Source organism: Halobacteriovorax sp. DA5, from assembly GCF_002903145.1.
Taxonomy (GTDB): domain Bacteria; phylum Bdellovibrionota; class Bacteriovoracia; order Bacteriovoracales; family Bacteriovoracaceae; genus Halobacteriovorax_A.
On record NZ_PPDJ01000007.1, the window covers coordinates 65,887 to 90,438 of the forward strand.

At 39.1% G+C, this 24,552-nt stretch carries 13 protein-coding genes; 1 reads left to right on the plus strand and 12 read right to left on the minus strand.

Annotated elements, in window-relative coordinates:
• Nucleotides 1-30: 30 nt before the first annotated feature.
• Nucleotides 31-543, plus strand: coding sequence for a DUF2391 family protein (locus tag C0Z22_RS09595; protein WP_103218149.1), 513 nt, complete (start codon nt 31-33; stop codon nt 541-543).
• On the opposite strand, the gene C0Z22_RS09600 is transcribed toward C0Z22_RS09595, so the two are convergent.
• The 12 genes from C0Z22_RS09600 to C0Z22_RS09655 all read right to left on the minus strand — a co-directional run bounded on the left by C0Z22_RS09600 (nt 544) and on the right by C0Z22_RS09655 (nt 24,537).
• Nucleotides 544-1,020 carry a DUF3347 domain-containing protein gene (locus C0Z22_RS09600; protein WP_103218150.1) on the minus strand — a complete coding sequence of 159 codons (477 nt, stop codon included), beginning with the start codon at nt 1,018-1,020 and terminating at the stop codon, nt 544-546.
• Nucleotides 1,013-4,129: an efflux RND transporter permease subunit gene (locus C0Z22_RS09605; RefSeq protein ID WP_103218151.1), complete on the minus strand. Its 3,117-nt coding sequence runs from the start codon at nt 4,127-4,129 to the stop codon at nt 1,013-1,015. Before C0Z22_RS09605 ends, C0Z22_RS09600 begins: the two co-directional genes overlap by 8 nt.
• Nucleotides 4,122-5,501, minus strand: a complete 1,380-nt coding sequence (locus C0Z22_RS09610) for an efflux RND transporter periplasmic adaptor subunit (RefSeq protein ID WP_103218152.1) — start codon at nt 5,499-5,501, stop codon at nt 4,122-4,124. The genes C0Z22_RS09605 and C0Z22_RS09610 overlap by 8 nt, the downstream gene beginning before the upstream one ends.
• Nucleotides 5,494-6,699 carry a TolC family protein gene (locus C0Z22_RS09615; protein WP_103218153.1) on the minus strand — a complete coding sequence of 402 codons (1,206 nt, stop codon included), beginning with the start codon at nt 6,697-6,699 and terminating at the stop codon, nt 5,494-5,496. The genes C0Z22_RS09610 and C0Z22_RS09615 overlap by 8 nt, the downstream gene beginning before the upstream one ends.
• Nucleotides 6,700-6,707: 8 nt before the next feature.
• Complete coding sequence (locus C0Z22_RS09620; protein ID WP_103218154.1) at nt 6,708-6,989, minus strand: metal-sensitive transcriptional regulator; 282 nt, start codon at nt 6,987-6,989, stop codon at nt 6,708-6,710.
• Nucleotides 6,986-9,184, minus strand: a complete 2,199-nt coding sequence (locus C0Z22_RS09625; RefSeq protein ID WP_103218155.1) for a cation-translocating P-type ATPase — start codon at nt 9,182-9,184, stop codon at nt 6,986-6,988. The genes C0Z22_RS09620 and C0Z22_RS09625 overlap by 4 nt, the downstream gene beginning before the upstream one ends.
• Before the next feature lie 8 nt (nt 9,185-9,192).
• The gene (locus C0Z22_RS09630) at nt 9,193-9,417 is read right to left on the minus strand and encodes a heavy-metal-associated domain-containing protein (protein ID WP_103218156.1); all 225 of its coding nucleotides are present in this window, start codon (nt 9,415-9,417) and stop codon (nt 9,193-9,195) included.
• Nucleotides 9,418-9,587: 170 nt separating this feature from the next.
• Nucleotides 9,588-10,004: a hypothetical protein gene (locus C0Z22_RS09635; RefSeq protein WP_103218157.1), complete on the minus strand. Its 417-nt coding sequence runs from the start codon at nt 10,002-10,004 to the stop codon at nt 9,588-9,590.
• Nucleotides 10,005-10,149: 145 nt separating this feature from the next.
• The gene (locus C0Z22_RS09640; protein ID WP_158246880.1) at nt 10,150-16,344 is read right to left on the minus strand and encodes a tail fiber domain-containing protein; all 6,195 of its coding nucleotides are present in this window, start codon (nt 16,342-16,344) and stop codon (nt 10,150-10,152) included.
• Between the two features lie 149 nt (nt 16,345-16,493).
• Nucleotides 16,494-22,913 (minus strand): tail fiber domain-containing protein, encoded by a 6,420-nt coding sequence (locus C0Z22_RS09645; RefSeq protein ID WP_103218159.1) that lies wholly within the window; start codon nt 22,911-22,913, stop codon nt 16,494-16,496.
• Between the two features lie 139 nt (nt 22,914-23,052).
• On the minus strand, nt 23,053-23,352 hold the full coding sequence (locus tag C0Z22_RS09650) for a hypothetical protein (RefSeq protein ID WP_103218160.1): 300 nt from the start codon (nt 23,350-23,352) through the stop codon (nt 23,053-23,055).
• A gap of 150 nt (nt 23,353-23,502) precedes the next feature.
• On the minus strand, nt 23,503-24,537 hold the full coding sequence (locus C0Z22_RS09655; protein ID WP_103218161.1) for a hypothetical protein: 1,035 nt from the start codon (nt 24,535-24,537) through the stop codon (nt 23,503-23,505).
• Between the last annotated feature and the right edge of the window lie 15 nt (nt 24,538-24,552).

The following is a 24,552-nucleotide window of genomic DNA, read 5'->3' on the forward strand; positions in this document are numbered from 1 at the left end:
TAAATTCCAAAATCTCTCTATAATTTTAGTATGGATGTTTTTAAAGGTTTAAAGAATACACATACTGAAATCAAACGAATCAATGGCTACCTCAAAGAAGTTGTTACATTCTTAGATGATACCGGTAAGCCAATTGGTCATGTTATCAATCCACTAATGGTTGAATTAAGACTACGTGATGTCTCACAAATTTTTGTAGGGGCGTTTCTAGTGGCCTCACCATTGTGTTTTACTGAAGAAGTATGGAATCTTAGTGTAAGTTTGAAGTTTGATAATATCTATTATCTACTAGCATCTTCAATTGTTATTGTTACTTGCTTTGTCTACTTTAACTTCTACCGATTTAAGCTTAAGGGAAATGTCGCAGAGTTTATTAAGAGAATTTTTGCGATTTACTTAATCACAACTTCCAGTGTTGTATTCATTCTATTTTTGATTGATAAATTTCCCGTAATGACCGATCCAATTCTAGCTTTTAAACGCACAGTAATTATTGCATTCCCAAGCATCTTTGGAGCGGCCATCACAGATTATTTGAAGTAATTAGAACTTAGTATCTTTTTGTCCACAGTGTGGCATATTTGATGCATATGGATTGTGAACTTTATCCTGTTTAGAAGAATTTTGTACCCACTTCTTCTTAACCATAGGACATGAGTAAGCATTATACTTCTCACCTACATCATATGTATTAATGATATGAATTAGTGCCATTGAAACTAAGTGGTAACTTTGATTGTTTTCAGCAGTTGTTTTTGAAGCTTGAATTTCAGAAAGCTTTGTTTTTGAAAAAGTTAGAAGCTTCTTAATTTTCTCATCACTAATCTTATCAATTGCTGTTGAAAGCTTCTTTGCAGCTTCCTCAACTTTTGCCCCATCGTATTCAAAGAAGCTTGCATGAAGTGTTTCATTTAATTCGAGAACTTTAACAACTTCTTTTTTTGTGTTTGGTGCCATCTCAATACGGCCAGCAGCAAATAAATGAAAAGCAATCATACTTACAATAATAAATTTATTCATGTGTTTCTCCTTTAAGGTTCTTTTGTTCAAAATATGAATATGTAATAGGAACAACAAATAATGTAATTAACTCAACAAGCATCCCTCCAAGCGTAGGAATGGCCATCGGCTTCATAACTTCGCTTCCTGTACTTGTCGACCACATAATAGGAACTAAGGCCACGACAGTCGTTGTCGTTGTCATAACAAGAGGTCTAATACGTCTAGAACCTGCATTGACGATTACTTCCTTAAGCTCACTCCAATTTCTTGGTTTAATTGTTTTAAACTCTTCTTGCAGATAGGTCATCATAACGACACCATCATCGACAGCAATACCAAATAAGGCAATAAAACCAACCCAAACGGCAACAGACGTATTAAAGCCTCCAATCCAAAGCAGAATTAGACCACCTGCAAATGCGATTGGAACGGCACTAAAAACAATTGCAGCATTACGTAGATTTTTAATCCCAAAATAAATAATGATTAAATTTATAACAAGCGCTAGAGGAACAAGAAGCATCAGTCGATTATTAGATCGTACCTGATTTTCATATTGCCCGGCCCAAACTAAAGAATATCCTTTAGGGAGTTCTACTTTTTCTTCTACCGCCTTCTTAGCTTCTTCCACAAAACCAATTAGATCACGATCTTGAACATTTAAAAGTACGAGTGAGCGCAGCATCCCATCTTCGGACTGGATCATCGCTGGTCCCGTTACAACTTCAATCTTAGCAAGCTGTTCTAATGGAATATGCTGACCAAGTGGACTAGGTACAAGTACCTTCTTTAACTCGTCAATACGATCTCTTAGCTCTTTCTTATAACGTACGCGAATTGGAAATCTTTGTCTGCCATCATAAAATTGCCCGATCGTCATACCGCCGACTGCAGTTTGAAGAATTTTATTTATCGTTCCAGTATTAATCCCATAGCGACTTGCGGCCACACGATCAATATCAAATTCAATATAAGGTTTACCTGTGATCTGTTGTGCATAGACCCCACTTGCACCTTTGATGCCCTCAAGAACATGGCCAATTTCTTGTCCAATCTTTTCTAGCTTTTCGAGGTTATCCCCAAAGATTTTCACACCAATTTGCGTTTTAATTCCTGTAGAAATCATGGCGATTCTATTCTCAATTGGAAATAGCCACGCGTTTACAAGGCCAGGAACTTGTAGCTGTTGATCAAGCTCAGCCATAATATCGTAAATCGAAGTTCCACTTGGCCACTGATCTTGAGGGATAAGTTTTACAACTGTTTCAAACATTGCAACCGGAGCAGGATCGAGTGCCGTTTCAGCACGCCCTAGTTTTCCTATCGCACTCGCAACAAGAGGATGCTTAACTAGCTCCTTGTCTGTATAGGCCAAAAGCTCTCGTGCCTTTGTCATCCCAACATCAGCAGTAGTTACAGGCATATAAAGAATTTCCCCCTCATTAAGTGAAGGCATAAACTCTTTACCAAGTTGAGAATATGCAATCCCTCCGAGGATGAAAATTAGAGTTGGGAAAATTGCAAAGAACTTTCGATTATCCAGAAGCCAACTAAGCACAGGCTGATAAGTATTAATAATTTTTAAGCTGACAGGGTTTTTCTCTATCGGCTTAAGCTTTCCTTTTAAGAAGAAAACACTTAGGGCCGGAACAAGAATAATAGCAACCACAACAGAGCCAAACATTGCCAGTGTCTTTGCCCAAGCAAGTGGACCAAAGAGTTTCCCTTCACTTCCTTCTAATCCAAATACAGGTAAGAAAGTTACAATTGTTGTGGCAACAGCTGTTAAAATAGCTGGACCAACCTCACGGGCTGCCTTAACTACAATTTCAACACGCTCAGACTTAGAAAGATCTCGATCTTCACTTGCAAGGCTTGAATAGATATTTTCAGTCATGATAATACCCATATCCACCATTGAACCAATAGCAATAACAAGCCCAGATAAACTCATAACATTAGAGTCAATACCAATAAATTTCATGAGAATGAAACTTATACCAACACCAAATGGTAGAGTTAGCGATACTAAGATTGAAGATTTAAAGTGAAGTAAGAATAGTAAAATAACAATAACAGTTATCACAATCTCTTGCGCTAAGGCAGAATAAACTGTTCCAATTGTTCTTTCAATTACCTCTGTTCGGTCGTAGAAAGGACTAAAAATAACGCCTTTTGGAAGTCCGGCCTTAACAATTTCAATTTTCTCTTTTACATTATCAATGACTTCTTTTGGATTTTCTCCAAATCGCATTGTAACGATACCACCAACAGCTTCTGTTCCGTCTTTATCAAGTGCTCCACGACGAAAAGCAGGACCTGTACCAACACTTGCCATGTCTTTAATTCGAATAGGAGACTTATTCTTTACAGCAACGACAACATTTTCAATATCTGTAAGTGACTTGAAGAATCCTTTACCACGAACAATAAATTCACGATCACCATCTTCAATAACTTCTGCTCCAACATCAATATTACTATCTTGAATAGCTTGAATAATAGATGTCAGATGAATGTCATAGGCAATAAGTTTATTAGGATCAACATCGATTTGATACTCTTTAACAAATCCACCAATACTTGCGACTTCACTTACTCCCTCCACACTTTGAAGAAGATAACGAACGTAGAAGTCTTGTAATGTTCTCAACTCTTCTAATGACAACGGCTTTTCATTATCTGAAGCGTTCTCGAGTGTATACATATAAACTTGGCCAAGACCTGTTGCATCCGGTCCCATTGCAGGATTTACGCCTTCAGGTAGTTCATTCTTTGCACTTGTAAGCTTTTCTAAAACACGAGATCTCGACCAGTAAAAATCAACATCATCATTAAAAATGACATAAATCGTAGAGAAACCGAATGCAGAAGTTCCGCGAATATTTTTAACTCCAGGAATTCCCTGAAGAAGAACACTTAAAGGATAAGTAATTTGTTCTTCAATATCCTTAGGTGATCTTCCTGCCCAATTTGTGAAAACAATTTGCTGATTTTCTCCAATATCTGGAATTGCATCAATTCGTGCTGTCGATAAGCTAAAGACAGAAAGTAGTGCAACTAAGATAAAGATTAGTACTACAGTGACACGATTTCGAATGGATAATTCAATAATATTCTTAATCATTAGTATGCCCTTGATGAGGATCAGATGTACTCATATCCTCATATCCACCAAAAAGTTGTGCTTGAGCATCAAGAAGAAAGTTTCCTTCGATAACAACTTGATCCCCATCTTTAAGTCCCTCTTTAACCTCAACATAGCCTTCTGACTCATGCCCCGTTTTAATAACGACTGACTTAAACTCTTTATCACTAACCTTTACCCATGCAACTTTTCTCTTTCCAGTATCAATAACAGCAGATCGTGGAATTACGAGAGGCATTCCCTCTAATTCAAAAGTAATTTGAGCATTTGCAACCATTCCAGGCTTTAGTTTCCCTTCCTCATTTTGAATCGTAGCGCGAACCTTTAATGTTCGAGACTGTTGATCAAGAACAGGGCTAATAAAATCCACCTCACCCTTTGTCGTCTTTCCAGGGATTGCAATAAATTCTAATTCAACAGTTTGACCTAATTGTACTAGGGCAGAATCCTGCTCATAGACATCGAGTTCGACCCAAACATCACTTAGGTTTGAAAGTTCAAAGAAGTTTTGTCCTTCTTTAAAATATGTACCAACTGTAGCACTTCTTTTTTGTACAATTCCTGTAGCAGGCGAATAGATTGTGATCTTATTCGGAACAGCACCAGACTTTGCCCATGCTTCATATTGTTCTTTTTTTATCCCCCACAGCTCAAGTCTTTCCTGACTTTGTAAATAAAGATCACGGAACTCACGTCCTTTATTCTTTAAGTATGTCTTTCGAGCTAGAATGTATTCTTCTCCTGCTGAAATTAATTTTGGACTGTAAATATCAACAACTGGATCACCTGTTTTAACAAAACTTCCTGTTGATTTCACATATACTTTCTCAACACGGCCATCGATTCTTGCCGGTATATTACTTTCCTTTTCTTCTGATTGGAGTACTTGACCTAGAAGTCTAATTTTCTTAGTCATCTTCATTGTCGTTACAGGAAAGTAAGATGGATTAAAATGTTTTAGTTGAGACTTTCTAAGTTTCACACTAGCAACAACTTTAGAAGCATTCTCTTTTTGTGTATTAACTTTAACCATTGGAGACCCATCCATTGGACAGACATCTTCTTTCTCACTTGTTACATCTGGAAAGTCCTTACAACGCCAAAGATCCTTTTGTGGTTCATTTTGTGTCATGGCAGAATGGTCATGATCATCTTCAACTTCAACTTTAGTTAAGTTCATATGACAGATTGGACACTTTCCAGGCTTATCTTCCTTAATCTGTGGGTGCATTGAGCATGTATAATAAGTTTTAACCTTAGATTCACTATGTGTACTAGTTTCCTCTTTCGCCGAACAAGCAACAAATCCTAAAAGTGTTGTGAAAGTAATAATTTTAAGTAATTTATTCATAGAGAGACTCTCCAAGAGTGTATTTATAATCAACTTTAGAAGTTGCTAATTGTGCTTCTAGCATGACTTTTTTTAATAAAATTGTTTGCAGTCGCAATTCACTCTGCAAAAGCTCTACATATGAGCTATTGCCACGACCGTAAGATTTTGAAGTGATTGATCGCGAGTTTTTAGCGAAGTTTACAGACTTCTTAGTAATAATTTGTAACTCCGCTTTTAATTTCTCAATATCATCTTTAATAATATTTAAATCACGATTCTTCTTAAGCTTGTAATCTTCCAATTTCTTGATTGCGGCATAACGATTTGCAACAGCTGCACCTTTTCCACCACTTTTGTCATCTGAAACCGGAATAGGAAATGTTATTTGTGCTCCAACGAAGTCACCATTCTTATCTATTTCATCTGAACGAAATGTATAACCTAAAGAGACTGTAATATCTGGAATATAAGCAAGATTAGCTTGTTCAACAGCAAACTCTCCTGCGATCTTTCCTTCTTCGAGGGCCTTAAGACGATTATCTTTTATATCCTCTTTCATAGACTTATCTAATAAACTCCAAGGAACACTTTTGTAATCAAAGCTAGTAGCACGATCTCCAAGTAAGTATTTGAGCTGTGCCTTATTCTGTTTTAATTCGAAAGTCTTATTACTTAGTTCACTTTCAATTTCTGACTTTCTAATTTGAATATCAAGTAGAGCTTGCTGAGTAATGCGTCCATTTGAATAGAGCTTCTTACTTACTTTCAGAATATTATTAATCCATGCTATGTTTTCTTTTAAAATGAATAGCTCGCTTTCAATTTTACGATTCCCAATAACATTTCCCCATAGGGCCTTAACAAGTGCTTGCTCATAATCAAGTGCAGAAAAATTCATGGCCCTTGCTTGAGCATTCATACTTTCAGATGCTTTGCCGTACTTGTTGGAAAGAGCAATCTTCTGAGAAATACCTAGCTCTAGGCCAGTCATTGGAGTTTGGTTGTAATCGAGAGTCTCCACCGGAAAGTTCTTGGCAGCAACCTTAAACATTGGGTCTCCCCAAGAACTTTTTTGTTTTGAAGACTCAACAAGAGATTTAGCACTTCCCTTAATGGCCTCAACACTATTGTGATTAGCTAATTCTCCAACGGCTTGCTTAAAGCTGAAGGCCATGGTGCTAGTAGAAATACAAATGATTAAAGCAGACTTAAACATAATAAAACCTATGACTTTGCTGATTTTTTTAGAAGTTCCATGATCTCACTGATTTTTTCTTCAGAATCCTTTTCAGAACCTGATTTGATGGCCTTCATAACACAACTATTCAAATGTGATTCTAGAATCACATGTTCAAGCCCCTTTAGAGCACTTCTTATGGATTTAATCTGAGTAAGAATATCAACACAATACTTACCATCTTCAATCATATTCTTAATTCCACGAACTTGACCTTCAATACGATTAACTCTTGTTAATGTTGATTTGTGATCTGGGTGCTTACTCATATTAATTTCCTTATTCTTAAACTATTTGAAACAACTGAAATACTACTTAGTCCCATGGCAACACTTGCAAGTACTGGAGGCATTGTCGGCCCACCGAAGATAACAAGCACACCAGCGGCAATTGGAATTAGTAATGTATTATAAATCATTGATAAGAAGAGATTTTGCTTGATGATCTTCATTGTCCCTTTAGCAAGTTCAATGAATTCAACTGCCTTGGCTATATCACCTTTAACAATCGTCACATCTGATGCACTAATAGCAACATCAGTTCCAGTTCCCATTGCCATTGAAAGATTTGCCTTTGCGAGAGCTGGCGCATCGTTAATTCCATCACCAATCATAGCAACCTTACGTCCTTCTTTTTGTAGACGCTCAATTTGAGAAGCTTTTCCAAGAGGCAGTGCTCTAGCGATAAAGTGATCAACACCCACTTCTTCACTAACACTTTTTGCAACGATTTCGTTATCACCAGTAATCATCCAAGTCTCAATTCCAAGAGATTTGAAATGATCGATGGCCTCTTTCGCACTAGGCTTAATCTCATCACCTACAATCAGTGTAGCAACATGTTCTTTATTTCGAGCAACAAAGATGAAACTTCCGATCTTATCCGATTCCAAATCAACATCGCGTTTGATTCTTAAATCATCTAAGAGCGACTCGTTTCCAATTTGGTATTCGATATCGTCGATATCAGCGATAATTCCCTTACCTTTTATAACTTCAAAACCATCTGGTTCATTTAAGTTAACACCTTTTTCTTTTGCAAAATTTAAAACGGCCTTTGCAAGAGGGTGCTCTGAAAATTGCTCAATAGAAGCAAGGTGAGCAAGAATTTGTTTTTCATCCTCTCCTTCTTTATAAAGTGAATCAATAACACTTGGGCGTCCAAATGTAATTGTCCCTGTTTTATCAAAGATCACTGTATCAATTTCAACGGCCTTCTCAATCACTTCTCCTCCACCAATAAGGAGACCTTTTAAAGAGGCTCGACCAGTTGAAACAACAACAGCAGTAGGTGTTGCGAGTCCAAGAGCACAAGGACAGGCAATAACAAGAACTGCAATAAAATTAGAAATTGAATTCCCCCATCTTGGCTCTCCTCCATAGAAGTACCAAGCAAGAAAAGTCACAACAGCTATAACAATAACCACTGGAGTGAAGACTCCACTAATTTTATCTGCATATTTTTGAATATTTGGTTTAGAAGACTGGGCCTCTTCAACGAACTTGATAATCTGAGAAAGGAAAGTATCACTACCAACTTTTGTGGCTTTATAATCAATGACATGATCACCATTGATTGTTCCAGCAAAGACTTGCTCCCCCTCTCCTTTAGTGACAGGTAGAGGTTCTCCAGAAATCATCGATTCATCAATAGCACTACTACCTTTAATGATCTTCCCATCAACTGCAAATTTCTCACCAGGACGAACTCTTAAAGTATCCCCAGCCTGAACTTCACTGATAGCAACTTCCACAAATGAGTCACCTTTTAAGATCGTCGCTTTTTTTGCTGACAATTTAAAGAGATCATTAAGGGCCTCTTTCGTTTTCTTCTTCGCTCTTTCTTCAAAGTACTGTCCTAAGAAAACAAATGAAGTAATGAATCCAACGGCTTCAAAATAGACTCTAGTTGTTAAGCCTAGTTCAACACTTAAATTTGTAAATACTGTGATAAACACACTATAAAGAAAAGCCGCTGTTGTCCCTAATCCAATAAGGGTATTCATATTGGAGCGACCACTTTTTAGAAATTGTAGAAGTGAGCGTTGGAATTTTAAACCAATCCATGCCCAAATTGGTGTCGTTAAAACTAGCTGAATATACCAATTAGCTTTTTTACTTGGCCATCCTTTAAGTGGTCCCATCTCAAACATAAAGACCGCAATAGCAAGAGTCATCCCAATCACAAACTTATGGAAATTATCCTTTTCAATTGATTTTACAGGAGCTGACTCACTTAGCATCTCTTCTTCGGATTGAATTGTATAACCAAGTTCAACAATTTTATTTTCAATATCATCTAAGACATTCTTATTCTCAAATTCAAAGTGACCACTTTCAATTGCATAATTTACACTTGAAAGTTTAACTCCATCAATTTTTGAAACTTCACTTTCAATAGAAGCTGCACAACTTGCACAGCTCATACCTGAAATTTTTAAGTTTACACTATTTTGTGTTTCCACTCAGTCTCCTAAGCCTCAAGTTTTTTCATGCTTGTTACAGGAAATCCGATTTCCCCTAGCATTGACTTGATTTGCATATTTGAAAAACCTTGCTCTCCACTAACAAGAACTTCCTGGTTTTCGATATCAACATTTATATTTGTCACTCCTGTAAGCTCCTTTAGTTGCTTTTCAACCTTACCTACACATCCCCCACACTTAATTCCACTGACAACAAATTTAACTGTTTTCACTTCATCTCTCCTCTCTAAGAATAACTAAAACCATATACCCCTATAGGGTATATTAAAATATTACGCCTCTCCTAAAAATAAAGCAATTAAAGATTGGTTAATTGACATAGAAATGACAAAGGCCCTAAGAAAAGGGCCCTAAGTAACTGAATTAATTTATATCTAAATAGTTATTTCTGACTCGGTAATTTGGGGCCAACAAAACGATCATCATTATAGACCATATCAACACTTGAAGGGCCTCGTAATTCCTCAACGGTTTTATGGGCCAATAATGCTACGATCATCTCATCTGGTTTCATTTGATTAAAAATATGTCCAATAATTGATTTTCTAAGCTTGTCATCATCTTCACAACAAATAAGCTCTCTAATACTAGGTCCTGCTACTTCATTCGACTTTACCTCTATCACTGTTTCCTCTTGTATGGGGCCGACAAATTCTTGTCCAAACTCCTGAACTTCAAGACAGCGAACTTGTGCAACTTCACCACAGCGAAGTAAATTATCCAATTGCGAGTCCTGTGCGAAACTAATTGACGAATATGCCAGTGCAAAATAGAGAATACCGAATTTAATCAAGATCATGCTTCCTCCTGGCCAACGTACAACATTCAAGTTAGCAAGATGATCAATAATGTATATTGTAACCTTCTTTTGAAAATCAATCAGATAAGATTCTAAGCTACTGAAATCTCAATACTAACGTTAACATGTTAACAATAATTTTTGACTAGTTTTTCGGGCAAAGAGGCATGTCAGGATCTTTCTGACAGAGGTAGGCCTTGAGAATCTCATTCTCTTCTTTTAGAGTTTCAACTTGCTCTTCTAACGATGCTACTCGACGAGAAATCCCTTCTTGCATAAGATTTAGCATACGCTTATTTTCTTCAATCTGACTTTGCTGCTCTTTTGTCGCATTAATAAGGGCCAAGAAGATTGGATCGTTATCAACTGTTAGATAATCATCAGTTGTCGTTCTAACTGCTTCAGGAATCACTTTTTGAATCTCTTGTGCAATAAAACCAGAGTGTTCTCTTTCATTGAGAATACCAAGAGCGTTATCTTCTTTGTAACGATACTTAATTGTATCAATGGCCATAATAGCATCTAGGCCATAAGTGAATTCACCTGTAATATCTTTTAAGCGTGCATCAGAATATGTGGCCCAAGAACCACCACCTGGTTTAGCGGCCGTTCCGTTAACAACAAGTCTTTCTCCGGCTTCGGCCAATTGAACACTTGCAGACGTACCAATTGCAACCCCACGATAGTGAGTGCTATCACCAACATCTGGTTGAAGATGAAGTGTTGAAAAGTAGCCGCCATACGTGTCCGTTGTAGTATGTCTAGCGAGGATCCACGCCCTTCTTCCGTTTAAATCGCCATTAGTCCCGATCTCAACGGCGTTATTACTATTAGAAAATTTCGCAACAATATTACCTTGGGCAATACTAGTTGGATATGAAGCAGTATTGTCTCCTGCATGAGCATGCATCGTAGCCGCAGGGTTTGTCGTTCCCACTCCTAGCTTTCTTGACGAGCTTAGAGTCATTGCATAGATATCATCAAACTGAGAAGTCGCATCTTTTGAACCATCATCATCTGTATCAAAAGTGAAATATAGCTTCCCTTCATCTAGTCCAAGCCTAAAGTCATCTGCATTAACCGAACTATCTTGTAGAACAAGTCCTGGCCTATAAGCAAAAATTTTAACATCTGATGTATTATTGGCCGCCGTAGCATCTTCAAAAAGCGCCATTGAACTTCCATTATCAGAAACGCGTCTTACTTCAAATTTTGAACTTGGTGTCACTGTTCCGACTCCAACATTTGCAGATTCACTTATATAAAAATCTGGATCAGCATCGCCAAAAGTTGCAGTATTGGCCTTAAGTCCCAGTCCTTTACTTTGACCTGATTGAATAAGTCCTGCACCATTTCCACCATTAAGACTTACATCAAGTCCCATATATAAACCTTGATTATTATCTCTTACAGAAATAAATTTATCATTTAAGCTACCATCTCCAAAAAGTGCAACATTACCGTTAGTTCCAACATCTAGAGTTGTACGTGGTATCGTTTTTCCAATCCCAACATTACCAATTACAGGATTTAAAAGAAGGTCGTGAACTGCTGCCCCTGAAGATTGAGTTTGGATAATCTTCTTTCCGGCAGAATCGATATAAACATCAAGATATTCATCATTTGTCCCATCACTATTCTTATCAGCGATTAGTCGAATACCTTCATAATTATCAGCGACTCCACTTTGCTGAATTGAAAGACGTGCAGAAGGAGCAGTCGTTCCCATTCCAATCTTTCCTGATGCATGATCCACAACAAGACTCTTACTACCCGCGAGATCTTCTTTTTGCCCCGTAAAAATTTTCACATTTCTAAGGTTTGAATTTGCTCTAATTTTAAAATTAGCAAGTGGAAGGCCTCCTGTATCAACTGCACCACTGGCCTTAGTGAAAGCGCCATTAGGCTTAGTAATTTTCCAAGTGATGATATTATTAGTAATATTCACATGCCCTTTTAAGCCCTTCTGTCCAGAGACATAAGTGTGACTAACATTTCCAAGCACTGTAGAAACACCTGCAATTGTCTTTCTAACCGCCTGCTCATTATCACCTTCATGTGAAACACGGTAATAGTTATTACTATCTAAACCAAATTGAAATGGATCAGCCCCTGTACTGTCAAAGTCAAATGTAATATTGATTCCTGTGGCCGTTGCACCAGCGGAAAAATCGTAAGCAGTATCACTCCACTCACTTGCAGCAACAAGAAACATTGGATCAATTGATTGAACACTAGTTCCCTTAATTGTTCCCACGACATCAAGGGCAGTTATTGGTGATGAAGTTCCAATCCCTACTTTCCCACTTCTTTCAAATGTCATAATATGGTTATCAACAGTATCATCATTAGTTCCATAACGCATTTGTAGAGAGTGAACAGGAGTTGAGGTTGATTCAAGTTTATAGAATGAATCGGCTTCAAATGCACCTAGGTGCATAAGATTCTGTGTTCCACTATTTGTACGAGGTGCCCCAACTTGTACAGAAGGAGTTGCTGTACCACCAGTGTTTGCAGGACCTAAGATACTCTTACCATTGACATGAAGTTTTTCACTCGGAGTAGCTGTTCCGATACCTACATTACCTGAGTTATCAACTGTCATCTTAGTTGTGCCACCAGTTTGAAAATTGATCACTCCTGTTCCATTGACATCAGTATCAGCAGAGATTGTATTATCTGCAATATTAGAAGATGATGACGAGTTAACCCCAGTTAGACTTGAACCATCCCCTATAAAAGCTGTTGCTTTTACATTACCGCTAACTTCCAGTTTTTCACTTGGAGTCGTTGTTCCAAGACCGAGATTACCTGCTTTTGTATAATAAAGACTTCCACGAATTCGAGAGTACTCTTTAACATTTAAAACGGCTGTTAAGTCAACATCGTCTTCATTGATAAACTTAAAGGCATCAGCATCTGCTTGTGATCGAAAGCCTTGAAAACCAATATTATTAGCATGAAATGTACTATCCGCATCGTAGCGTAGTGCCCACCATGTCTCACCTTTATAAGTAATTTCAGCTAGAGCAATTTTTGCATCAACGCGATAAGCGTTTGTGATCTCTCCTACATCTGTATAAACAGATGATGTATCAATCACAACATCAACAAAGTAAGGACGAGGGATGGCCGTGGCACTTCCACGATGTCCGTAGATGCGTCCATAGACCTTGTCTTCACTAGATGACTTAGCAAGTAAGAAGTAAGAAAGATTAGTATAATCGTAATTAGCGTAAGTGACCTGCTCACTTGTATAAAAACCAGAAAACTCAGCATCACCATCAACTGATAATTTTGCAGTTGGTGCCGTTATACCAATTCCGACATTTCCTGTTTCATCAATTGTCATTCTCGTAATATTATTCGTTCTTAGTCCGTACTTATGATTAGTCATGGCCCCTGAGAAGGCTTCTCCTGCGATACTTGTTCCCATTGCAAATTCAATATCATTTGCTACATCTCGACCACCGTAAAATGCTCCACCACTTCCTTGAACCATAACCATTCGATCGGCCGCAATACCAACTGTTGCAGAAGCTTCAGGAGTAATCCCAGGCTCTTGAAATAAAGCGATAAAATCATTTCCGTCGACTGCATCATCAGCAACAACATGAAGTTTTCTTGTAGGACTTGCCGTCCCAATACCTACATTACCACCAGTGTATGAAATATCACTTCCACTAGTCGCCCACTGAGTCGCGCGATCATCAACATAAGTCTTTATCGAACTAACCGATGGAGCTTGTCCTGTTTCTGTACCGGCCATTGAATTGATAACAAGATTTGAGTTTGCTGCAATCGAAGTTGAATGTGCATTTAATTGACCTTGAACTTTTCCAAATGCTTCTAAGATAGTATCTGTAGCTGTAACACTTGAAGCCGCACCTGTTACATATCCAGTTAGCGCAACATCAATGGCAGGATTATAATTAATAATTGAATCAGCAAGCTTATCTCCTGCTCCAACTTGAGCAATCTTGCCGTTTGTTGTCCCCACATCAACCGCAAGAGTTCCAGTTGAAGTAATAGTTCCACCAGTTAGACCTGTTCCACCAACAACAGAAGTTACAGTTCCGCCACTTCCAGTAGGCCACGATGTTCGACAATCACCACCGATACAAAGTTCTGTCCCTTTTACTCTACCAACAACTTCAAGCATTTCAGATGGGTTTGTAGTCCCAATACCCACATTACCGTTACTACTTATTCGCATGACTTCATCACTAGCAGTGATACCGTTGCTCAAAATAATACCACTCGTATCAAGTTTTATTCGGCGGGAGTTATCCCCAAGCTTGATATAGCCTTCATTAGTGCTACTGGTAATACCTCCGACCTCAAGTCCATTAATTCTTGCGTGGGCATAGCCCGTTGAATTAGAAGCAGAAAAGGGAACATAATTGCCCGAAGAATTATAAGTAATGGCCCCTGAAGAGTTAAGACCACCAGCGGTAATTACACCATTAACAGTGAGCGGGCTTATTGGCGAAGTTGTTCCAATACCAACTTGTCCGCTATCAAAGTAGATATCACTTGCTGAATTTGTCCACTGAGATTGATTAACACCAGCAATTTCAGTTGTGACATAATTTTTCATGGCATCTACAGAAGCAGCTTGCCCAGTCTCATTACCTGCCGTCGAGTTAATAACTAGAGTTGAATTTCCAGCAATCGAAGTTGCGTGAGCATCAAGTTGCCCCTGAACTTTAGCAAATGCCTGTAAGATTGTATCTGTTGCCACGACACTTGAAGCAGCTCCTGTTAAATATCCAGTCAAGGCAACATCAAGAGCAGGATTATAATTAATGATTGAATCCGCTAGCTTATCCCCTGCTCCAACTTGAGCAATCTTGCCATTTGTTGTTCCCACATCAACAGCAAGAGTTCCTGAAGAAGTAATCGTTCCACCAGTAAGTCCTGTGCCACCAGTTACAGATGTAACTGTTCCAGCATTTCCAGTTGGCCAAGCTGTACGACAGTCGGCCCCAATACAAACTCCTGTTGCTTTGATATTGCCATCAACATCTAATTTTTGTGTTGGCGCTAAAACACCTATACCTACTCGCCCAGCATTTGTTACTGCTAAACTTTCAATTTGAGTTGCATCCACATCACTTACAATTCTTAGTGAGTGATAGGCATTATTAACACCTTCGTTTGCAATGAGAAGACCCGACATATTAGAAAGATTTGTAAGACTTGAAATATCAGCATCAGTTGCACCAAAGCGCATGACATTTAAGTCATTGGCAGAACCCACAACATGTAGTGGACCCATCGGAGTATTTGTTCCAACACCAACATAGCCAGTGTTAAAATAAATATCCAGTCCAGAATCTGTCCACTGCGAAGAAGTGATCCCTCCAGTCTGTGAAGTCACATAAGTTTTAACAGCATTTACAGATGGAGCAATTGTTGTTTGCACCCCACTCATATCATCGATCACTTTTGCATCAGCGAGATTCGTGGCCGTTGTATCAACATAAGTTTTAATAATATTTTCAGTGGCAACCGCACCAGTCGTTCCAAGTGGGCCAGCACTATTAACAGTCAAACCAACATCACCTGGAGTTGCCCCGGCCTTGTTAATCTTTGACCAAGAAATCGCTGCGTTCGTATTGATATCAGCATCCACAATTAAGTTATCTTGAATATCACTTGCCGTTGTTGAAGGTGGTGTTGTTGTACCACTAGTAACACGTCCATAGTCGTCAACAGTAACTGAATAATATGTATCCCCTGTCACAACAGTTGGAAGACCAATCACTCCAGCATTATTAACAAGAGTAGAATCAACACTTACAGAAGCAGTTTGATCCACACACACAAATTCATTTAAATTATTAATTGAAACAACTTGTCCATCTGAACACGTACTTTTGAAATCAACGCTATCAGGTGTGATAGCATCATTTGCAATTGTCTCAGCAAGAGCTGCGTGATTGGCGTAAACTGAAATTGGAGTCGCTAGAATATTTTGAGAGTCATAGACAACAGGGTTTGCAATATCAGTAATGTCTGTGACTTGAATAACGAGAGTTTCAGAAGGTGGAATAGCATCAATCACTGCAGCAATACCTGTAAAGTCTAACTCAACAGTATAAATACCATTTGAAAGAGCAACAGCGTTGATTGTCTGAGTTCCCCTATTACTACCAGGAGAGCCAGAGTAATAGAGATCAAATTTAAGATCAGGAGTTCCTGTAACCGGTGTGCCATTTGTTAAAACAAGGCGGCCAGAGTAACCAAGCTTAGTCGTCGATGCAATAGCACTTAGGTTTAAGAATACCCCTAAACAAATTGCTAAAATAAATGTTAATTTTCGACTAACGTGCAACCAAGTTCCCCTGTTAATACAGTGGCTTATCGTCAGTATAAGATGGTTTGATAAAGATAGATAATTAAATGTCATTTAGCGGACTTATCTGCCGATCTAATTTCTAAGTACCTAAAATTTGCCACGAATATGGGCCTAGAGAATAAGAATTATTGTCTACAGAAAGGCGCTTCAGGGTCTTTTGAACATAAGTAGTCTTTAAGCATCTTATTTTCGGCCTTAATTTCAGCATTTTCTTCTTTAAGGCTTGCGATTTCTCGACTATTTTCATCTACTTTTGTTTCAATTCCACTACTCATGAAATTAAACATCTTCTTATTGTCCTCAATCATATGATTCAGATCTTGAAGAGCATTGATAATGTACGGAGTAAACTCTCCTTGATTAAGAGTTAGATACTCTCCATCCTCTCTTTGTGTATCAACAGTTACCGCATGAGGAATTGCCTCTTGAACTTCCTGTGCAATAAATCCGTAATTTATCTTTTCACTTTCATCCGCATTCCAAACATAAGTGCGAGGACGAAGCTTCATAATCGTTTCAATCCCACCATTAAAATCTTCAATGTCGTGCTTAAGTCTTCTATCTGATGAACATGAGAAAGTTGCAGAGCCACCGGCCTTAGAGCATACCGATCCAGTACCTGCAAAAGTTGCGATTCGTCCATCTGCATAATTAATGGCGTATCCATTATTCCCACTATCACAAGCTCCTTCACAACCTGCTCCAACCCAACCAGTTGCACCGATCGCTCCAGTGACATGAAGAGCATTTGCAGGGGCCGTCATTCCAATCCCAACACTTCCATCCCAAATGAATGTATTGGTATTTAGATCCATATAACCAGAAACTTTATCTGCATCTGTTTCAACAAAAGTTATCTGAGCATCAGACTCAATACTCATAGCATTATCATATGGAAGAGATGGCCCTAATCCGGTTTTCGACTGTTGTCCCAACAGATGTGGGTAGATTGCATACTTATCAGTTGTTGAAGTTAGATTATATCCAAGAGCATAATCAGAAGCCGTTGATATATTTCCGGCAGCAACATTTATAGCATTAGTATGTATAGCGTTTTGTGAAAATGTTGTAACGTTTGTGACATCTGTATCATAGACAAGTCTTAATTGCTCTACTCCTGTAGCATTATATGCATAGCCAGTAAAAGTTGCGTTATACATCGTCGAGTTATCAGGAATAGCAAGAGCAACATACTTCACGCCACTATAAGTAACATAAGCAAGATAAGTGTATTCACCATAGTTGATGATATTTCCTCGACAGCTATCATACGCACAGGCCGTATTGACTTGTGCTGAAACTTTTCGATTCCATGCAGCCGTTCCACCTCGCCTTAAATTAATTTCACCATTTACATAGTGCTCGTCTAAGAGAGCTCCATCATAGGCACGGTGAAGAAGAATATAATTTACACCAGTCGAGTTTTCAGTTTGTGAGTAACCATCAATCTTACGATTAACATGATAGTGTTTACCATTTTCATAAACGTGTAGGCGCGATGATGGAGTACTTGTCCCAATCCCAACATTCGCCGTTTGGCGACTAATGCTGATAGCATTTACATCACTTGATGTTAAAAGGTCGGCCGTATCATGAACACCAATATGAAGATAGTCTGGCCCCGTTCCATCATAGTGAATATATCCACCTTGGAATGTATTATTAGGCTCAGCAAAACGAATACGACCGCCTTCAAATTGATTACTTACATCTCCAGCAAGAGTTAGTGTTGGCCCATTAGTGACATCATCAGCTCCACGTACCGTAAGTTTTGAAATAGGCTCAGATGAACCGATACCAACCTTACCATCATTTGCGATGATCATTCTTGTTTGCTCTGATAGAGAACCGTTCGTTACAGTTTTAAAATCGAGATCAGTCCCTCTAGTCGTTGGGCTCCAGTCCTCTGATGCTCGCCCTGAAATTCCGGCCAGCGCAGTTGTCGCCCAATTTGTGCCATCAAATCCAGTAAAAGATATTCGTCCCACTTCATGATTCTCTAATGGAGCTGTCTCTGCACCAATAGTCCCCTTAGCTCCACGTAGGAGTAAGTGAGAAGGATTACCTGAAACGCGGTCAAAGAAGATAGGATCTGTTCCGAATGTATGAATTTGACCTTGAGGAGTATTCGTCCCGATACCTACTCGCCCAGTGTTATAATAAATATCACTTCCCGAAGTCGACCATTGAGTAGCTCTCGCATCAACATAATTCTTCATGGCACTTACTGAAGCGGCTTGAGTTGTTTCACTACCTGCAGTTGAGTTAACAACGGCCGCAGTTTGAGCACGAGAGTCAGTGAAAAATAAATTAGTACCTTCACTTACTTGCGTAGTCGTCATGCCTGTAAGCTGTGAACCATCCATTGCAGGTATTCGTCCTGTGCCATCAAGACGAACAAGCTCGTTTGCACCATTTGAAGTTGTGATTTCATTTTCATTTGCAAATACACTCGATAGACATTTCCCTCCGTCAATACAGATATCGTTATCAACAGTGATCGCTCCATCGTTTGCAATAGCAAGACCTGTTCCCCCGCCACTTCCAACTAATTTATAAGTTGTCAGATCAATATTTTTAGAAGCTACATGGCTTCCCATATTATCAGAGCCACCAAGTTTTATAACTCTTAGTGATCCATCTGTAACAGAACCATCACTTAAACTGAATCGTCCTTCAATATAGTCAGTTGATCCATTCATTGAAACAATTCCAGAAGCTGTCTTATCGGCATTTCCAGAATTTGTAGATCTCGTCCAAGATGCAATGATATTAGAGCCATTCTTCGTAGCTAAAGCGTAGTGATGTCCACCAGTCGTCATTCCATTTGCAATACTTTGAATGACAACAAGATAATTCCCCGCCTGCTTAGGAACAAAGCGGTCTGTTGTTAAATCGAATTCACCATTTATATCAACATGTTTAGTCGTATAGTTTAAAACTCCACTACCACTATGTGTACCACCAGAGAAAGATACATGAACAAAGCTTTCTGCATCTCCAGCACCACTTAAATTCACTCCAAGACTATTCCAAGTTGAGCCTTGATAAATATAAAGGCTTTGAATATCAGTATCGTAAACGACAAGACCTTCGGCCGGTGATGCAATGGCATTTCTTTGAACAGATGTCATACGTGGTGGTAAGAAACCTTTTGTAGTAGAAGATACATCAAGTGCAGCTGATGCATCAGGAGTTGTCCCAATACCAAACGAAGTAAAGAAGTTATCTCCAAGATTAAGAGGGTCAAAACAGTAGAAGCTCCCAAGACCATTAGTTCTTAATACTTCTCCATTTGCACAACTTGAAGCAAGACCAGCAAGTTGCGTATCAGTGATGGCCTCAGCTGGAATAGAAAATGTTGTTCCCGTTAAATCAAGACCTGCGCCTGCAGTATAAGTTGTATTCGTATCAGTATCTGTATCAATATCAGTGACACATGATAGGCTTGTTCCATCAGATTTTAAAACTTCTCCAACTCCACATGTTGGAAGAGTTGTTTTGGCAAAGGCCGAAACACTAGGATCAGTTTCGACAGAAGTTGGAAGACGCCCACTTCCATCAAGTTGTGGAATTTGACTTGCACTTGTTCCCACATCCACGGCCAATGTTCCAGATGTTGTTATTGTTCCACCAGTAAGACCAGCTCCGGCAGTAACAGATGTTACTGTACCAGCTCCAGTTCCTGCTGTTGAGAGACAATTACCTCCATCAATACAAATATCGCTTGAAACTGTAACATTACCAGAGGCATCAATTGTAATCCCTTCTGCATCTCCATCACCTGAGAGGTAATTAGAACCAAGAAGTAAGTTTTGTGTCAGAATGTGATTACCTAAATTATCACTTCCTCCCCCTGCACCAGAAGTTCCACCACTAATCTTTACCCCTGAAAAATTCCAGTCTTGTCGACTTGAACTTGTTAGAGTCTGCGTTGTACTAACTGTATGATAGGCCCTGATATCAACGACATCACCAGCATTAAGTTTTATGATACGTGATGTAGATTGACGTCCAGAATCCGCACTACCATGTCTTTGGTCAAAGTGAACAGGAGAACCATTTACATAAATACCAACATATTCATTACTACTTCCTGCTGCACCACCAGTTGGGTAGACATTAGCTGAAAATGCATAGATCCCAGCTTCAGGCGCTGTAAATAGACCTGTTGATGGATCATAACTATTACTTGCATCGTAAAGTTCAGTCGTATACTTTACAGTAGTCGCAGAAGCATAAGGAATGCTCAAACTAGAGACTCCATAAGCTTCGAATTCATGAGAACCAGCTTCATTTAAGTTCTTAGCGACAGGTGTCCCACTATTGTTAGCACAGATCTTATAATTGTCGACACTACTGTCATACCAGATCATCCCAACATTTGTGCTGTCACAAGTTTGACCATTTAAAGAATTTGCGCGAATTGGCCCTATAGAATCAATATTAGTTGAAGGATTTCCATTTTGAACACCAATAAAACCGTTTGGTTTTAAAACTAGCCCAGTTGTCGAGCTTCCATCCGAGTCATAGAAATTATAGAAGATTGAGTTTTGTTGGTTATCAACTCTACCGTCTCCACCAGCAAAGATATGCCAATTCTTATTTCCCAATGTATTTGGAGTTGTTCCAAGTGTCATGAGATTAATTGCAACATTATCATCTCTTTCTGCATCTTCTGATGAAATAGTAAAACGTGGAAAACCTCCACTTGTAACTTCTAAAGTTGTCGATGGATCGTTAGTTCCAATACCGACTGAACCACCGTTATAATATATTTTACTGCCATTTGTTCCCCACTGAGTTGCACGAGCGTCAACATAGGTTTTAATAGAATTAACAGAAGGCGCTTTATCAGTTTCACTACCAGCTGTTGAATTTACAACTAATGTAGAGTTTGCAGTAATTGATGTTGCGTGAGCATTTAGTTGGGCCTGGACTTTTCCAAAGGCCTGCAGAATTGTATCAGTTGCAAGAACGGTAGAAGCGGCTCCAGTTGAAAAACCAGTTAAGGCAACATCAAGGGCCGGGTTATAATTGATAATTGAATCAGCTAACTTATCTCCTACTCCAACCTGAGCAATCTTGCCATTCGTTGTCCCAACATCAACCGCAAGAGTTCCAGAAGAAGTGATTGTTCCACCAGTAAGACCAGCTCCTCCAGTTACAGACGTTACAGTTCCTGCATTTCCTGTTGGCCAAGAAGTTCGACAGTCAGCTCCAATACAAAGCCCTGTCCCCTTCACATTACCTGCAACTTCTAACTTCTCTGTTGGATTAAGAACACCGACACCAACTCGCCCAGCATTTGTTACTGCAAGACTTTCAATATCTGCTCCATCAATATCACTTACAATTCTAAAGCTGTGATAGCTATTTGAAATTCCCTCAGAGGCTATGAGAAGACCTGCCATATTAGCATAATCTGTAATAGCGGCCACATCTGCGTCGGTGGCACCAAAGCGCATTGTATTAACATCATTTGCTGTTCCAACAACATGCAGCGGTCCTGTTGGAGAATTTGTTCCAATACCAACATGTCCAGTATTAAAGTAAATATCGAGTCCTGAATCCGTCCATTGAGATGATGTAATAGCACTAGTTTGGGCCGTTACATAATTTTTTACTGAATCAACTGAAGGTGCAATTGTTGTCTGCACACCACTCATATCATTAATAACTTTCGCATCTGCAATAGCTGTGGCCGTTGCATCAACATAACTCTTAACAACATTCTCTGTTGCAACAGCAGTAGTTGTCCCTAGAGGTCCTGCACTATTAATAGTTAAGCCTACATCACCAGGAGTTGCTCCAGTCTTATCGATCTTTGTCCAAGAAATTCCAGCGTTTGTATTGATATCAGCATCAACAATTAAATTGTCCTGAATATCATTTGCCGTTGTTGAAGGCGGTGTTGTATTACCACTCTTCACACGTCCCTGCGCATCCACAACAACAGAATAGTAAGTTGTATTATCAGTCACAAGGCTTGGTAATCCTATCACTCCCGCATTGTTAACAAGCGTTGAATCAACAGCGACAGCGGCCGTTTGGTCCACGCACTCAAGTTCATTTGATGCGTTTACTGAAACCACCTGACCAGGAGAGCAAGTAGCTGCGATAACTAAATTATTCGAAAGAGCAGCATGATTAGCATATACCGAAATTGGAGTTGCTAGTACATTTTGAAAATCATAAACAACAGGATTACCAACATCAGTTATGTCTGTTACTTGTATGACTAAAGATTCTCCTGAAGGGATACCATCAATCACCCCAGCAATGCCAGCAAAGTCTAACTCGACAGTGTAAATACCATTGGAAAGAGCAACGGCGTTGATTGTCTCAGTTCCCCTACTTACTCCAGTAGAGCCAGAGTAATAGAGGTCAAATTTTAAATTAGGAGTTCCTGTTACTGGTGTTCCGTTTGCTAGAACTAGTCGGCCTGAGTAGCCAAGCTTAGTTGTGGATGCAATTACGCTATGACTTAAGAATAGACTTAAGAAAAGAAATAAAAAGAATGTTAAATTTCTACTAACGTACAACTAACTTCCTCTGTTAATACAGTGGCATATCGACATTTTAGATCAATTGATTAAATGAAAGAAATTTAATGACTTAGAGAGGAAGAATCTTCACAGCCTTAAGAAAGCCGCCAATAAAATGAGTAACTTATTAATTAATCTACTGATGAGTTACAGTATAGAGACCTTGTTTATTTGAGGTGATTCCTTGGTCATTACTTAACTGACCTGAATTAGAAGTATTTGGAGTAGCTTGGAAATGGCCATAACCGACAAAGCTTCCATAAGTTGTGCGAATACCAGAAATAACAGGAGTTGCTCCAGTTGCCGTGAATGCAGCAATATTGAAATCACGAATCACAACATTTTGCACCTGACATGAGATAATCCCTAAATTTCGATCTTCCAAAACTGTTGCAATATAATTATCACCAGTAGCAAAATCACCAATGCCGATCAATTGATCAATCTGCTCAGTAGCAGGATTAAGAGATGAGACATCGACATTTGTCGCGATTGATGAAAAGCCAGAAGTACCGTAGTCATGATAAATTTGATCACAGGTCCAATTTAGTCCCCCTGCTCCTGGGTTTGTCCCTTTAAAATTGATTTAATGATAGTAGTAATTGGCCTTACCAAAATCACCCGACTGAGTATAATTAGGGAGGGCATTAGCAGTTGTTTGAGCATAAACTTTTGGGAAAGTTACCAATAAGTCTGGCGGAGTTGAATCAATAGTATATGTAAACTCGGCCACCTCTGTTGAACTTGTCGTGCTCATCGACTCTGCAAAGAACGATAGGCCATATTCTCCATCTACTGAACCAACAGCAATCGGCCCAGAGTAAATTGTTGGAGATGAGACAGGGTCACAAAATCCCCCACCAGTTTGTAAACAATATGAAATTTTAGAAAACTCACTACAAGTAATAGTGACATTGATTGTTGTTGAATACATCCCTTCTGCACGATCCACAGAACAAGTTACAGGAGTGATAACTGGATCATTTGAACTACTACTTCCACTTGAACTAGAAGAAGATGAGCTACTAGTGTTATCATTATCATCATTCGTTGAGCTTGAAGCGCCTGTCTTAACACCTAAATCATTATTAGAGATTGAGGCAATTGAGCCTGAAGTACTAGGGCCATCACTTGCGCTGCTACCACTATCTGACGAGAAATTATTTGAAGAAGAACTCTCTCCTACTAGGCTTCCAGCATCTCCACCACTATCAGAAGAGCCAATATAAGCTGAGCCTCCTCCTGCAGAAATACTTCCACTCCCACTTGGGCCACCATAATTTTCTTCGTGGCCAGAGCCTTCAAGTTGCTGGGCCTCGTAAGCAGGATCTCTTACAACCTTGCCACCTACTGAAACTCGTGATGATTCTTCCTTTCTTTTTCTTGTTGGAAATTGGCGACTGATCTCTTCTTCGTAAGAAGAAGGTCGACGCTTAGAGCGGCCAGCTTCGTCTCTTTCAAACTCTGCTATATTCTCCTGAGCATCACTAGACTTAGATAGCATTTTATCTTCAGGAGAAGTTCCTGATTCGGGGGCCAGGAAGCTAAAATAAGAAACAACTGCAGCGATTACACCTGCACCAAAAATATTTCTTAATAGCGAACGAAATTCTGAACTCAAAGTTACACCTTCCCC